Raw genomic sequence first — 13,638 nt, forward strand, 5'->3', positions numbered from 1 at the left:
GGCGTCTGCTCAGTGGACCCAGCGGTAGCTGCGCCAGGGCTGGGTGCCGGGGGCGATGTTGTCGAACAGCGTCGTCGCGATGTACGCCGTGTCGCCGCCCGTGCAGTCCGGTGTCCGGTACGCGATGAGATCGATCAGCGTCGCGTTCTCGATACGCACCGCGCCGGCCGGGAGGAGCCTGTGACAGCCGGTGACCACGGGATTGGACACCGTGACGACGCGGTCCTCGCCGGCCTCGTAGTTCACGGTGCCCACGGCGGTCCGGCCCAGGCCGGAACAGCCCGTGAGGGCGGCGGTCAGAAGCACTGCCCCGGCGGCGATGCCGAGGCGCCGGTGATCGGCCATGACTGGTCCCCGTCTGTGATGCGGACTCCTGCTCAGACCCTGCCGGACGTCCTCGGGGATCCGCACGCCGGGTGCGCCCGCTCAGGGGACACCCCACCCCGCATGGCGCTCGACCACCGCACCGGACAGGAATACCGTTGAATCACAGACCGAACCTCCCGGACGCGTGAAACTGCAGGGGGTGCCGTGATGGTTGAGGATCTCGTGGCGATCGGTGTCACGGCGGGTGCCGCGTGCGCCGCCTACGTCATGGCCGCGGCCAAGGTCGTCAAACAGTACGAACGGGGCGTGGTCTTCCGCCTGGGCCGGCTGCGCGACCGGGTCCGCGGCCCCGGATTCACCATGATCATCCCGATAGTGGACCGGCTGCACAAGGTCAACATGCAGATCGTGACGATGCCCGTGCCCGCGCAGGAGGGCATCACCAGGGACAACGTCACGGTCAGGGTCGACGCCGTCGTCTACTTCAAGGTGGTCGACGCGCCCGACGCCCTCGTGAAGGTCGAGGACTACCGTTTCGCCGTCTCCCAGATGGCCCAGACGTCGCTGCGCTCGATCATCGGCAAGAGCGAACTGGACGACCTCCTCTCCAACCGGGAGAAACTCAACCAGGGTCTCGAACTCATGATCGACAGCCCGGCGCTCGGCTGGGGCGTCAGCGTCGACCGGGTCGAGATCAAGGACGTGTCGCTGCCGGAGACGATGAAGCGCTCCATGGCACGCCAGGCGGAGGCCGACCGGGAGCGCCGGGCACGCGTCATCAACGCGGACGCCGAACTCCAGGCCTCCAAGAAACTGGCCGAGGCGGCCCACCAGATGTCCGAGACCCCGGCGGCACTGCAGCTGCGCCTGCTCCAGACCGTCATGGCGGTCGCCGCCGAGAAGAACTCCACCCTGGTCCTCCCCATCCCCGTCGAACTGCTGCGCTTCCTGGAACGCGGCTCCGCCCCCGACCGGGACGCCGAGCACCACCACGAGGAACACGCGGTGAAGCCGCCGCTGAACGCACCGGTGACCAACTCGACGGCCATACCCGCCATGCCGGACCTCCCGCTGCCGGCCGTCCCGGAGAGCCCCGCCGCCCTCGGCGACCAGGCACACGGCGGCCACGAGTCCCTGGACGACGGAAGGAGATGAGACTCCGCCCGCCCGGCAGCAGCGGTCCCGACCCCGCGCACCCGCCCCCCGACCCCCGCCGGGTATCCGCCCCCCACGGGGGAAGGACGCATTGTCGGACCCGACCCGTAAGGTCGTTCACCCATGGCGCGGCCACCTCGCGCCGCCCGTACGACCGAGCGGAACGGAGACGCCCCGGGCATGCTGCACACCCTCGCCGCCGTCTTCCGTCCCGCGGCCCTGCCCCGCGACGGACGGATCGCCTTCTGGAGCCCCGACGGGAAGCCGCTGCCCGACGGCGCCACCGCGGGAGACACCCCCGCCGTCCCCGGCGAGATCACCGTCGTCCGCAGACACGGCACCGGGATCCGCAGCCGCACCGTCCCCGCACTGCTGCTGCCCGTCGCCGACGCCGTGCCAATCCTCGCGGGCACCCGGCACGACACCGCCGCCCACCCCGCCACGGCCTGCTGGGGCGCCGCCGCCCTGCACGCCCTGCACCTCGTCGCACGCGGCAGACTGCTCCCCGGCCTGACACCCACCGACCACGACGCCTGGCGCGCCGGGCCACTCGACGCCGACGACATCGCCCAGCTCAGGGCCATCGCCGCCGCCATGCCGGCCGAGGCGCACGCCACCCCCCTCCCCGGGCTGCGGCCACTCCGGCTGCCCGAGCCCGAAGCCCTGATCAGAGCATTCCTCGACGCGGTCGCGGACAGCCTGCCCCGCACCCCCGCCGCCGAGCACGCCGCCGGCGGGCCGTTCGCCGCCACGGCACCGCAGCATCTGCCGCACGCCCGCGAATGGGCGGCACAGGCCGCGGCCGGCATGGACGCCGGCGTCCGGATCTCCCTCCGTCTCGACCTGGCCGCCCACGAACTCTTCGACACGTCCGAGGACGGCCGAGACGGCCGGCAGGCCGCGGCAGCCCTCGTCCAGGTGCACAGCCTCGCCGACCCCACACTCGTCGTCGACGCCGCAGGTCTGTGGGCGGGGGAGGGCGACGAGCACCTCGGCCCCCGCGCCCGCGTCGACACCGTGCTGGCCCTGCGCCGCGCCGCCCGCGTCTGGCCCCCGCTGGGCCGGCTCCTCGAGCGCGCGGTGCCCGACGTCCTGCCCCTCACCGAGGACGAGCTGTACGAGCTGCTGGGCCCGGCAGCCACCCGCCTCGCCGACGCCGGGATCGTCGTGCACTGGCCCAGGGAACTCGCCAGGACCCTCAGCGCCACGGCGGTCGTCCGCCCGACCGCGCCCGGCTCCGCCACCGACGGCACGCCGTTCTTCGAGAGCCGGCAGCTCCTGCGGTTCGACTGGCGGCTCGCGCTCGACGGCGACCCCCTCACCGAGCAGGAGATGGACGCCCTCGCCGAGTCCCACCGGCCCATCGTCCGGCTGCGCGACCAGTGGGTGGTCGTCGACCCCGACCTCGTACGCAAGGCCCGCAAGCGCGAACTCGGCCTGCTGGAACCGGTGGACGCCCTGGCCGCGGCACTCACCGGCACCGCCGAGGTCGACGGCGAGAGGGTCGAAGCCGTCCCCGAGGGCGCGCTGGCCGCCCTCAGGGACCGGCTCACCCACGGCCCGGCCCCCCTCGCCCAGCCCACCGCCCTCGCCGCCACCCTGCGCGACTACCAGCTCCGCGGCCTCGCCTGGCTCGACCTGATGACCTCACTGGGCCTTGGCGGCTGCCTCGCCGACGACATGGGCCTCGGCAAGACCGTCACCGTCATCGCGCTCCACCTCCACCGCGCCGAGCACCGGGCCCGCACGGCCCCCACACTCGTCGTCTGCCCCGCATCCCTGCTCGGCAACTGGCAGCGGGAGATCACACGCTTCGCACCCGGAGTGCCCGTCCGCCGCTTCCACGGCCAGGCACGCAGCCTCGACACCGGCCCCGGCGGCTTCGTCCTCACCACCTACGGCACGATGCGCACCAGCGCCGCGGAGATCGCCGCCCGGGACTGGGGCATGGTCGTCGCCGACGAGGCCCAGCACGTCAAGAACCCCTTCTCCGCGACCGCCAAGGCCCTGCGCACCATTCCCGCCCCGGCCCGCGTCGCCCTCACCGGCACCCCCGTCGAGAACAACCTCTCCGAACTGTGGTCCCTCCTCGACTGGACCACGCCGGGACTGCTCGGGCCACTGAAGGCCTTCCGCGCCCGCCACGCCCGCACCGTCGAGAACAGCGAGCACACCGGCAACGACGAAGCGGTCGAACGTCTCGCCCGGCTCGTCCGCCCCTTCCTGCTGCGGCGGAGGAAGAGCGACCCCGGCATCGTGCCCGAACTCCCGCCGAAGACCGAGTCCGACCACCCCGTCCCCCTCACCCGGGAACAGGCGTCGCTCTACGAGGCGGTCGTCCGGGAGACCATGGCCCGGATCGAGACCGCCGAAGGCATCGCCCGCCGCGGCCTCGTCATGAAACTGCTCACCTCGCTCAAGCAGATCTGCAACCACCCGGCGCAGTTCCTGAAGGAGGACCGGCCCCGCCTCACGGCCCGTTCCGGCAAACTCGCACTGCTGGACGAACTGCTCGACACGATCCTGGCCGAGGGCGAGTCCGTGCTGGTCTTCACCCAGTACGTGGCGATGGCCCGCCTCATCACGGACCATCTGGCCTCCCGGGCGATCCCGTCCCAGCTGCTGCACGGCTCCACCCCCGTACCGGAGCGGGAGAGGATGGTGGACCGCTTCCAGTCCGGCGAGATCCCCGTGTTCGTCCTCTCCCTCAAGGCGGCGGGCACCGGACTCAACCTGACCCGGGCCGGCCACGTCGTCCACTACGACCGCTGGTGGAACCCGGCGGTCGAGGACCAGGCCACCGACCGAGCCCACCGCATCGGGCAGACCCGGCCCGTCCAGGTCCACCGGCTGATCACCGAAGGCACGGTCGAGGACCGCATCGCCGAACTCCTCCGGTCGAAACGGGCCCTGGCGGACGCAGTCCTCGGCTCCGGCGAGGCCGCCCTGACCGAACTCACCGACCGCGAACTGGCCGACCTCGTGTCCCTCAGGAGGCCGTCATGACCCCGGCCACGCCCCGCCGCACACAGGCCGGCCCGCACCGCACCGGCCGGCCCGCACCGGACGACCCGCACCGCCCGGACGACCGGCGGCGCACGTTCCCCGCCCTCGCCCCCCGCCCCGGCAAGGACGGCTTCGCCACCTCCTGGTGGGGCAACGCCTGGGTGGACGCCCTGGAGGACACCGCCCTCGACCCGGCCCGTCTCACCCGCGGCCGGGCATACGCCGGACGCGGCCACGTCGACGCGATCACCGTGACCCCGGGAAGAGTCGTCGCCTACGTCCACGGCTCCCGGCCGCGCCCCTACCGCGCCGAGATCCGGCTGCGCACCCTCGGCGGCGACGACTGGGAGCGGCTGCTGGACACCGCGGCGGCCCGCCCGGACCACATCGCGGCCCTCCTCGACAAGGACGTCCCGCACGCCCTCGCGTCCGCCGCCGACCTGCTGCCCGCGCCCGGAGACCTGATCCCCGACTGCTCCTGCCCCGACGACGGGTTCCCCTGCAAACACGCCGCGGCACTCTGCTACCAGACCGCCAGGATCCTCGACGGGGACCCTTTCGTACTGTTCCTGATGCGCGGCCGCGGCGAGCAGGAGATCCTCGCCGAGCTCACCCGGCGCAACGCCGCCCGCTCGGCGGCCGAACACACCCGGCGCCGCACCGCCCCCACGGAACACCACGCCGGCGACGGCGCCGCCCCGGCCCTCGCCACGGTGCGCGCACGCGACGCCCTCGCCCCGCGCACCCGCCCCCCGCTCCCACCCCCGCTGCCCGCACCACCGCAACCCGGGCGCCCACCCGTGTACCCCCAGGTCGCCGGCGCACCCGACCCCCTCACCCTCGACCTCCTCGCCGGCGAGGCCGCGGCCCGCGCCCACACCACCCTGCGCACCGGCAGGGACCCGGTGGGCGGCCTCGGCCTCTGGCAGGACGCGGTCCGGCTCGCCGCGGCCCACCCAGGATCCGGGCTGACCGCGTCCACCCGCGCGCTGTACACCGCGCTGGCCCGCGCCGACGGCCGCACCCCCACCGACCTGGCCCGCGCCGTGGCCGCCTGGCGCCAGGGCGGACTCGCGGGGCTCGCGGCCCTGGAAGAGGAATGGGACCCGCCCGCCGGCCCCTTCGACCGGGCCCGCCCCGCCCTCGCCGCCGCGGACTTCCCGCACTTCCGCCCCCGGCGCAATCGCCTCTCCACCTCCTCCCTCCAACTTCGCCTCGGCCGCGACGGATTGTGGTACGGATACGAGTCGGACCCCGGCCGGGACGACTGGTGGCCGCGGGGCACACCGGACGAGGACCCGGTGGGCGCCCTCGCGACCCTGCTCGGCCGCTGACCACCGGCCGGGCGCGCCCACCACCCCACCGAGCGCGCGCACCGGCGCCGAGGCCAGAACCGCGACGCCAAGAGCCGAACACGCCCACGGTGCTGAACAGTTCTGCCTCACCCCACCCGAAGGGGTGAAACGCATCGCGGCCATAACCCGGTCGGCTCCATGACGTTATTTCCGGTGCGGGTGAGCACCCGTGTTCATCCACCGGAAGGCAGGAATCCATGAGGCACATTCGCCGAACAGGTCTGGTCGCAGCGATGGTCACCGGCGGCGCGCTGGCCGCCGCCGGGGCCGCCCACGCCGACTCGGGCGCGCACGGGAGCGCCGCCGGATCACCGGGCCTGATCTCCGGCAACACCGTGCAGATCCCGGTCCATGTGCCGGTGAACGTGTGCGGAAACACCGTGAACGTGATCGGTCTGCTGAACCCGGCGGTCGGCAACAGCTGCGAGAACGAAGGAGGCGGCGACGGCGCGACGGGCGGGGGAGCGGTCGCCGAGACGATCGTGGACGACTCTCCCGGAGTCCTGTCCGGGAACGCGGTCCAGCTGCCCGTCGACGTCCCCGTCAACGTCACCGGCAACTCCGTGAACGTCGTCGGCATCGGCAACGCCGCGGCCGGCAACTCCTCCTCGAACTCCGCCACCCCGCCGGCCCCGCCCCGGCAGGTGACGCCGCCGAAGGCGGTCACACCGTCGGAGGTCCGCCCCGCCACGCGCGACCTGGAGGCCCAGCAGGGCCCGGTCCACCTCGCCGAGACCGGCACACCGGCGTCTCTGGGCCTCACCCTCCCGGCGGGCGCGGCCCTGGTCCTGGGCGGAGCGGTGCTGTTCCGCCGGTCCCGCGCCTCGGCGTAGCCGCGTCGTCGTCAGCGTGGCACACCGGGCCCGTGCTGCTCCTGCCGCCCGGTCCGGAACCGTGCGGGTCCGCCCGCGGCCCCGCCGCGCGCCCCGCCACGGAAACCCTCCGCCCCCGCAGCCCCCGGTGACCATCCGCTCCGGACGCCCAGGCCCTCACGGCGGCGTCGCCCGCCAGGCCGTGAGCATCGTGTCGACGGCAGCGGCGACACGCCGGCGGGCCTCGTGGCGGGGGACACCCCGCATCAGCAGCGTGTCGTACGGCGTGTCCCGATGGCGTACCGACGCCCGCACTGCCGCCGTGACCGCGCCCTCGTCCAGGGCGCGGCCGGCCGCGGTACGGCCCACCCGCCCGCTGCCCCGCACCGAGGTGTGCGCCGCCACGTCCAGCGCGCGGTCCGGCGGGCAGGACGGAAAGAGCCGCAGGATCTCCGCGGTGAGCCGGGCGGTGAACCGGACGTCCTCCGCCGCCCGCCGGGCCGCGTCCCGCTCCCGCCGGCGTGCCCGCGCCTCCGCGTCGGCCAGGCACGCCGCCTCCGCACGTGCCAGCGCCGCCTCCTCCACCAGCAGGCCCTGCCGTTCGTACCGGGTGCGCTGCCTGTTGTGCCGTACGACGACGGCCCACAGGGAACTCGCCTCGCGCGCCCGACGGGTCAGCGCCGCGTCACCGCGCGCCAGGAAGACCAGATGGCCCAGGTCCGCGCAGTCGAGGCAACGCGGGGCGTTGAACTCCAGCACCAGCCGCTCCAGCGGTCCCCGCCGGCATTCCGCGCAATGGCGCCGCTTCAGCGGCTCGACGACGACGAGCGGATCCACCGGGCCCTCGCCCCCTCCCCGGGGAACGCCACACGAAAGGGAAACGACAGCTGACAGATGACGGCCGTCCAATAATCGTTCGAGAGAAGGACGTCGGTCTTGCTAACTTCCCGGTCGTGGCGAAACTCAATCAGATCATCGCAGTGGAGAAGGGCGTCAAGTCCAAGGCGCACCAGGACCTGACGACGGCTCATCACGGCCTCCAGAAGCCGGCCCTGCTCGCCGGAATCGCCCGCACCTACCAGCCCAAGGACGAGGACGGCGAGCAGCTTCCGCCCGAGTCGACGCTGGTGCAGGTGAAGGCCGAGGACGTGCTGCGCGACACCGCGAGGACGCTGACCCGGTTGTTCGACGTGACCGCCACCAAGGACTGGGCGAACTGCACGGCCCGCGCGGACGTCACCGTCGACGGGCGGGTCCTGGTCGCCGGCGTACCCGTCGCGTACCTCCTCTTCCTGGAGAAGCAGCTCACGGACATCAACACCTTCGTGCGCAAGCTCCCGGTGCTGGACGCGGCGGAGTCCTGGACCCAGGACCCCTCCACCGACTCCTGGAAGACCGAGCCGGTCAAGACGGTCCGCACGAAGAAGGTGCCCCGCAACCATGTCAAGGCGGAGGCGACCGAGAAGCACCCCGCGCAGGTCGAGGTGTACTACGAGGACATCCCGGTGGGGTACTGGACCACCGTGAAGTTCTCCGGTGCCCTGCCCGCCCGCCGGGTCAACGAGCTGCTGGACCGGGTGGAGAAGCTACAGCAGGCGGTGAAGTTCGCCCGTGAGGAGGCGAACGGCGCGGAGGTCACCGACCAGCGGGTCGGCGACGCCGTGTTCGGCTACCTCTTCGGGTAGTCCCATGTACTCCCCGGCCACCACGCACCACGGCCGGGGTGCGCGAGGAGCGCAAAGCTGAAGCTGAAGCTTGTCGTGAACCGCGCGGCCGGCGGAAGACCGGTCGCGATGAATCTCAGACTCTCGCTCCAGACTCAGCATTCGCCGCTCATCGCCGGATCGACCGGGCCCGGGCCCTGGTGCGTCGAGATGCCGGTTCAAGTCCGGCCCGCGGAGCTCGGTCCGCGGTGGTCCAAAGGAAGGACGCGGCGCAATGACGACTGACCCGGGTCCTCAAGCGTGCCGGCGTGTGAATGTGAGCGGCATCAACAGGGCCCGGAGGCCGGCTACGCCTCCGGGCCCGCTCCCGTTCACCGGCGCCTTCCGCCCGTGCGGGGCGGCGGGGTCCGGTTCTCCCGGTGCACCGTGAGCCCCCGGCTCGGCCGCCCTCCGGGCGTGCCCCGCATCGCCCGGTTCACCCGGCCGGGCGGGCTCGCCTACTGGCGGTATCCGCTCAGGAAGCGCCCGATGCGGCTGATCGCGGCATCCAGGTCGTCCGCGTGCGGCAGGGTCAGGATGCGGAAGTGGTCCGGGCGCGGCCAGCTGAAGCCGGTGCCCTGCACCACCTGGATCTTCTCCCGCAGCAGCAGGTCCAGCACGAACCTCTCGTCGTCGTGGATGGGGTGCACCTCGGGGTCGATGCGCGGGAAGGCGTACAGCGCCCCCTTGGGCTTCACGCACGAGATGCCGGGGATCTCGTTCAGCCGCTCCCAGGCCCGGTCGCGCTGCTCGCGCAGCCGTCCGCCCGGCGCGGTGAGCTCGTGGATGGACTGGCGTCCGCCGAGCGCGGCCTGGATGGCGTACTGTGCGGGCGCGTTGGGGCACAGCCGCATCGACGCGAGCATCGTGAGCCCCTCCAGGTAGCTGCGCGCATGCTGCTTGGGGCCGGTGACGACCAGCCAGCCGGAGCGGAAGCCCGCCACCCGGTAGGTCTTGGACAGTCCGCTGAAGGTGAGGACGACCAGGTCCGGGGCGAGTGCGGCCGCGGTGTGGTGGACCGCGTCGTCGTAGACGATCTGGTCGTAGATCTCGTCGGCGAAGACCATCAGCTGATGGCGGCGCGCCAGGTCCAGGATGCCCTCGACGATCTCGCGTGGATACACCGCTCCGGTGGGGTTGTTGGGGTTGATGATCACGACGGCCCTGGTCCGGTCGGTGATCTTCGATGCCATGTCGTCCAGGTCCGGGTACCAGTCGGACGCCTCGTCGCAGAGGTAGTGGACGGGCTTGCCGCCCGAGAGTGTCGTGACGGCGGTCCACAGCGGGAAGTCGGGTGCGGGGACGAGCACTTCGTCGCCGTTCTCCAGCAGTGCCTGCACCGCCATGGACACGAGCTCCGAGACGCCGTTGCCGAGGAACACGTCGTCGACGGAGACGTCCGTGAGCCCGAGGGCCTGGTAGCGCTGGGCGACGGCGCGCCGGGCGGAGAGGATGCCGCGGGAGTCCGTGTAGCCGTGGGCCTTCGGCAGCATCCGGATCATGTCCTGGACGATTTCCTCCGGCGCCTCGAAGCCGAAGAGCGCGGGGTTGCCGGTGTTGAGGCGCAGCACGCTGTGGCCGGCCTCCTCCAGCGCGTTGGCGTGCTCGATCACCGGGCCGCGGATCTCGTAGCAGACCTCGCTGAGCTTGCTCGACTGCCGGAACTCCATGTGGAGGCCTCCCCAGGACTGGCGCGGACGGTGGTACCCGCTGTCGCTTGGTTTTACCAAGTGAAAGCTTGGAAAGTCCAACAACGGGTCTAGACTGCCCCGCATGCCCCGTCCTCCACGCCGCCGAAGCTACGACCAGTACTGCGCCGTCGCCCGCGCCCTCGACTCCGTCGGCGACCGCTGGACGCTGCTGATCGTGCGGGAACTTCTGGCGGGCCCCCGCCGGTACACCGATCTCCATGCCGATCTGCCCGGAGTCAGCACGGACGTACTCGCCTCCCGGCTCAAGGACATGGAGCGCGACGGGCTCACGTCCCGCCGCCGGCTGCCCGCCCCCGTCTCGGCGTACGTCTACGAACTCACCGACCGCGGCCGGTCGTTGCTGCCCGTGGTCGGAGCCCTCGCCGAGTGGGGTGCGCCCGCACTGGACGGGCCCCGCCCGACGGACGCGGTCCGGGCCCACTGGTCCGCCGTCCCGCTGCTGCGCCGGCTGGAGGCGGCGGGCGTGACCGGCACCGTCGAAGTGCGCCTCCCGGAGGGGAAGTTCCATCTGCGGCTCGCTCCGGGAGGCTCCGGGGAGTCCGGCTACGGGGACGGACCGGCACCCGCCGGGACCCCGGTCACCCGGCTGGAGCTGGACGGCGGCACCTGCCTCGCCGTCAGCCGGGGTGACCTCGGCGTCGCGGAGGGCGTACGGGACGGGCGCATCCGAGTCTCCGGCGGCGGGGCCGCGGCAGCCGCGTTCTCGGGAGTGCCCGACGGGGAGCGGCCGGGCACCGGCCGGGACGCCGGCGAACTCGCCGGCACGTCCGGCGGCAGGCCGCGGGGCCGCGCGGAGCCGGCCGGCGGCCGGGAGCGATGATGGACGGGTGCGACTGGAACCGATCACCTGGGAACGGCTGACCGAGGCCGTCGCCGACCGGGTCGCGAAGAGGCGGGCCGACGACGGCAGCCCCTGGCTGCGCGTCGCCGTCGACGGCGCCCCCGCGGCCGGCACGGCGCGTGCGGCCGGGGCCCTCGCCGAGGCTCTGCGGCTGCGCGGACGGGCGGTGCAGGTGGTGGGCACGGGCGGGTTCCTGCGCCCCGCCTCGCTGCGGCTCGAGCTCGGGCGCGAGGATCCCGACAGCTTCTACGACGGCTGGTTCGACACCGGTGCGCTCTGGCGCGAGGTGTTCGGGCCGCTGGAGCCGGGCGGCTCCGGACGGGTGCTCCCGGACCTCCGGGACCCGCTCACCGACCGTGCGACACGCAGCCCCCGCAGCGAACTGCCGCCGGGCGGCGTGCTGGTGCTCCACGGCCCGCTGCTCCTCGGGCACTGGTTCCCCTTCGACCTGACCGTCCATCTGCACCTCTCGCCCGGAGCCCTGCGCCGCCGCACCGACGCCGGCGAGCTGTGGACGCTGCCCGCCTTCGAGCGCTACGGGCACGAGGTCTCGCCGTCGGAGTCCGCCGACGTGGTGGTCCGTGCCGACGACCCGCGCCACCCCGCCTGGAACGCGCCGTGGGAAGGCCCCGACGCGAACGAAGGGTGAAGCGCGGCATGGACACTCGCGGCGCGCGTGCTCCGGTTTGACGGGCACGGCCGGCCCGGTGGTGCGCCGGCGGGCCGAACGGTCCGGGCGGTTCCGGCGGGCGCGGTGCGGGTGCCCCGGTGCGCCGGGCCGTTGACTACGGCCGCGTACCCTCGCCTCCCGGCGGCCGGCCCCCGTGCACCGTGACCGCGTGGGCCCCGGCACGGCATCCCGCCGACGCCGCGGCGACCGGGGACGCGCCCGACAGCAGGGCGGCCAGGAAGGCGCCCGTGAAGGCGTCGCCCGCGCCCGTGGAGTCGACCGCCGCCGCCGGAACAGGGGCCACCCGGGCCGTCACCGCGCCCGACTCCGCGACGAGCGCGCCGCCCGCGCCGAGCGTGACGACGGCCAGCGGTGCATGGCGGCTCAGTTCGGCCGCGGCATCGGCGGGGTCGGGGAGGCCGGTGAGGGTCCGGGCCTCGTCCGCGTTCGGGAGCAGGACGGCGGCGCCCGCCGTCTCCCGGAGGAAGCGGTCCACGCCCAGAGCGGCGATGAACCCGGCCGAGGCCGGGTCCACGCTGACCGGAACACCCCGTTCGAGCGCGTCCGCGAGTGCCAGTCCGGCCAGCTCCCGGCTGGGCTCGGAGAAGAAGAGGTACCCGGAGAGATGGAGTGCGGCCACTCCCTCCAGCAGACCCGCCGACCAGTCGGCGGGGCACAGCCGAAGCGCCGCTCCGCTGTCGGTGAGGAAGGTCCGCTCGGCCTTCGCGTCGACCAGCGCGACGATCGTGGCAGTCGGCGCCTCCTCGTCGGGGATCAGCGTCGGGCGGACTCCGGAGTTCCGCAGCAACGTGCCGTGCCACTCCGCGCCGCCTGCGCCGACCCGGCCGAGCAGCCGCACGTCCGCACAGCCCGAGTAGGCCGCCCAGCAGGCGGCGTTGGCGCCGGCACCGCCCGGCAGCGTCCGTATCTCCGCCGCGGTGTCGGTCCCGTACGTGATCGGCTCGGTGTGGCGGGCCACCACGTCCGTGGCCACGTCCCCGACGACCAGCAGCGCTCCGGCCGTACGGGGCTCCGCCGGCTCCTCGCGGCCCGCTGCCGTTCTCACAGCGCGGCCGCGATCCGCGCCGCCAGCCGTACGTTGCCGCGCACCGCCGCCAGATTGGCCTCCAGCGAGGCGCCGCCCGTGCGTTTCATCAGGAAGTCCAGCAGGAACGGTGTGACCGCCTGGCCGCCGATGCCCCGCTCCCGGCACTCGTCGAGCGCCTCCGCAAGCACACGGTCGTGCAGTGCCGGGTCCAGCTGCTCGTCCTCCGGCACCGGCCGGGCCACGATCAGCGCCGTGTCCGGCCCGCCGAGCGCCTCCTGTGCCCGCATCACCTCCGCCACCTCCTCCGGGGTACGGACCGTCCAGTCGACGGGCAGGCCGGAGGAGGACAGATAGAACCCGGGGAACTGCCCGGTGCCGTAGCCGAGGACGCCGACCCCGAGGGTCTCCAGACGCTGCAGCGTCGCCGGGACGTCGAGGATCGACTTGACCCCGGCGCAGACGACCGTGATCCCGGTCCTGGCGAGCAGTCGCAGGTCCGCCGATTCGTCCTGGGTGACGGACCACTCCCGGTGCACCCCGCCGAGCCCGCCGGTCGCGAAGACCCGGATCCCGGCGCGTGCCGCCAGGAAGGCCGTGGCGGACACGGTCGTCGCCCCGCTGACCCCGGCGGCGAGGGCGGGTGCCAGATCACGGTGCCCGAACTTGCGCACCCCCGGGTCCGTGGCGATGCGTTCCAACTCGTCCTTGCCCAGGCCGACGTGGGCCCTGCCGTCCAGTACGGCGATCGTGGCCGGCACCGCGCCGGCGCCTCTGACCAGCGTCTCCAGTTCCTCGGCGACGGCCAGGTTGCGCGGCCGAGGCAGTCCGTGGGCGATGATCGTGGATTCCAGGGCGACGACGGGCCGACGCGCGTCAAGCGCCTCCCGTACCTCTTCGGACAGCATCAGCGTGGTCTCGGGCATGTCCACATCCCTGGCACGGCAGCGGTGTGCCCAAACGTTTCGGCAGGCGCTCCGTCACGGTCCCGGCCGACATGACCGACCACCAC

At 73.5% G+C, this 13,638-nt stretch carries 12 protein-coding genes; 7 read left to right on the forward strand and 5 right to left on the reverse strand.

The window, feature by feature from the left end:
* Positions 1–9: 9 nt before the first annotated feature.
* Positions 10–345, reverse strand: a complete 336-nt coding sequence (locus AB0J10_RS16805; RefSeq protein WP_363062185.1) for a hypothetical protein — start codon at positions 343–345, stop codon at positions 10–12.
* Between the two features lie 189 nt (positions 346–534).
* On the opposite strand from AB0J10_RS16805, the gene AB0J10_RS16810 reads away from it, so the two are divergent.
* The 4 genes from AB0J10_RS16810 to AB0J10_RS16825 all read left to right on the forward strand — a co-directional run bounded on the left by AB0J10_RS16810 (position 535) and on the right by AB0J10_RS16825 (position 6,676).
* Positions 535–1,482 (forward strand): slipin family protein, encoded by a 948-nt coding sequence (locus tag AB0J10_RS16810; protein ID WP_363062187.1) that lies wholly within the window; start codon positions 535–537, stop codon positions 1,480–1,482.
* A gap of 180 nt (positions 1,483–1,662) precedes the next feature.
* On the forward strand, positions 1,663–4,488 hold the full coding sequence (locus tag AB0J10_RS16815; protein WP_363062460.1) for a DEAD/DEAH box helicase: 2,826 nt from the start codon (positions 1,663–1,665) through the stop codon (positions 4,486–4,488).
* Positions 4,485–5,822 (forward strand): SWIM zinc finger family protein, encoded by a 1,338-nt coding sequence (locus AB0J10_RS16820; RefSeq protein WP_363062189.1) that lies wholly within the window; start codon positions 4,485–4,487, stop codon positions 5,820–5,822. The genes AB0J10_RS16815 and AB0J10_RS16820 overlap by 4 nt, the downstream gene beginning before the upstream one ends.
* A gap of 218 nt (positions 5,823–6,040) precedes the next feature.
* Positions 6,041–6,676, forward strand: coding sequence for a chaplin (locus AB0J10_RS16825; protein ID WP_363062191.1), 636 nt, complete (start codon positions 6,041–6,043; stop codon positions 6,674–6,676).
* Between the two features lie 156 nt (positions 6,677–6,832).
* On the opposite strand, the gene AB0J10_RS16830 is transcribed toward AB0J10_RS16825, so the two are convergent.
* Positions 6,833–7,492 (reverse strand): DUF2293 domain-containing protein, encoded by a 660-nt coding sequence (locus tag AB0J10_RS16830; RefSeq protein ID WP_363062193.1) that lies wholly within the window; start codon positions 7,490–7,492, stop codon positions 6,833–6,835.
* Positions 7,493–7,608: 116 nt separating this feature from the next.
* Here AB0J10_RS16830 and AB0J10_RS16835 point away from each other — a divergent pair, with 116 nt between their 5' ends.
* Positions 7,609–8,340, forward strand: a complete 732-nt coding sequence (locus tag AB0J10_RS16835; protein WP_363062195.1) for a hypothetical protein — start codon at positions 7,609–7,611, stop codon at positions 8,338–8,340.
* Between the two features lie 476 nt (positions 8,341–8,816).
* Here AB0J10_RS16835 and AB0J10_RS16840 read toward each other — a convergent pair whose 3' ends face one another.
* Positions 8,817–10,028, reverse strand: coding sequence for a pyridoxal phosphate-dependent aminotransferase (locus AB0J10_RS16840; RefSeq protein WP_363062197.1), 1,212 nt, complete (start codon positions 10,026–10,028; stop codon positions 8,817–8,819).
* 103 nt (positions 10,029–10,131) lie between these two features.
* On the opposite strand from AB0J10_RS16840, the gene AB0J10_RS16845 reads away from it, so the two are divergent.
* Together AB0J10_RS16845 and AB0J10_RS16850 are read left to right on the forward strand one after the other, a co-directional pair.
* A complete protein-coding gene (locus tag AB0J10_RS16845) occupies positions 10,132–10,890 on the forward strand; it encodes a helix-turn-helix domain-containing protein (RefSeq protein ID WP_363062199.1) in 759 nt (252 codons plus the stop codon).
* A gap of 7 nt (positions 10,891–10,897) precedes the next feature.
* Positions 10,898–11,560 carry a uridine kinase gene (locus tag AB0J10_RS16850; protein WP_363062201.1) on the forward strand — a complete coding sequence of 221 codons (663 nt, stop codon included), beginning with the start codon at positions 10,898–10,900 and terminating at the stop codon, positions 11,558–11,560.
* A 136-nt stretch (positions 11,561–11,696) separates the two neighbouring features.
* Here AB0J10_RS16850 and AB0J10_RS16855 read toward each other — a convergent pair whose 3' ends face one another.
* Positions 11,697–12,647 carry a PfkB family carbohydrate kinase gene (locus AB0J10_RS16855; RefSeq protein ID WP_363062203.1) on the reverse strand — a complete coding sequence of 317 codons (951 nt, stop codon included), beginning with the start codon at positions 12,645–12,647 and terminating at the stop codon, positions 11,697–11,699.
* Positions 12,644–13,552 carry a pseudouridine-5'-phosphate glycosidase gene (locus AB0J10_RS16860; RefSeq protein ID WP_363062205.1) on the reverse strand — a complete coding sequence of 303 codons (909 nt, stop codon included), beginning with the start codon at positions 13,550–13,552 and terminating at the stop codon, positions 12,644–12,646. The genes AB0J10_RS16855 and AB0J10_RS16860 overlap by 4 nt, the downstream gene beginning before the upstream one ends.
* Positions 13,553–13,638 lie beyond the last annotated feature (86 nt).

Source organism: Streptomyces sp. NPDC049887 (assembly GCF_040656535.1).
GTDB lineage: Bacteria > Actinomycetota > Actinomycetes > Streptomycetales > Streptomycetaceae > Streptomyces.

Excerpts from the sequence above, each read along its gene's own strand:
- AB0J10_RS16805 (WP_363062185.1), bottom strand. The coding sequence starts at position 345 with ATGGCCGATCACCGGCGCCTCGGCATCGCCGCCGGGGCAGTGCTTCTG.
- AB0J10_RS16810 (WP_363062187.1), top strand. The coding sequence starts at position 535 with ATGGTTGAGGATCTCGTGGCGATCGGTGTCACGGCGGGTGCCGCGTGC.
- AB0J10_RS16815 (WP_363062460.1), top strand. The coding sequence starts at position 1,663 with ATGCTGCACACCCTCGCCGCCGTCTTCCGTCCCGCGGCCCTGCCCCGC.
- AB0J10_RS16820 (WP_363062189.1), top strand. The coding sequence starts at position 4,485 with ATGACCCCGGCCACGCCCCGCCGCACACAGGCCGGCCCGCACCGCACC.
- AB0J10_RS16825 (WP_363062191.1), top strand. The coding sequence starts at position 6,041 with ATGAGGCACATTCGCCGAACAGGTCTGGTCGCAGCGATGGTCACCGGC.
- AB0J10_RS16840 (WP_363062197.1), bottom strand. The coding sequence starts at position 10,028 with ATGGAGTTCCGGCAGTCGAGCAAGCTCAGCGAGGTCTGCTACGAGATC.
- AB0J10_RS16845 (WP_363062199.1), top strand. The coding sequence starts at position 10,132 with ATGCCCCGTCCTCCACGCCGCCGAAGCTACGACCAGTACTGCGCCGTC.
- AB0J10_RS16860 (WP_363062205.1), bottom strand. The coding sequence starts at position 13,552 with ATGCCCGAGACCACGCTGATGCTGTCCGAAGAGGTACGGGAGGCGCTT.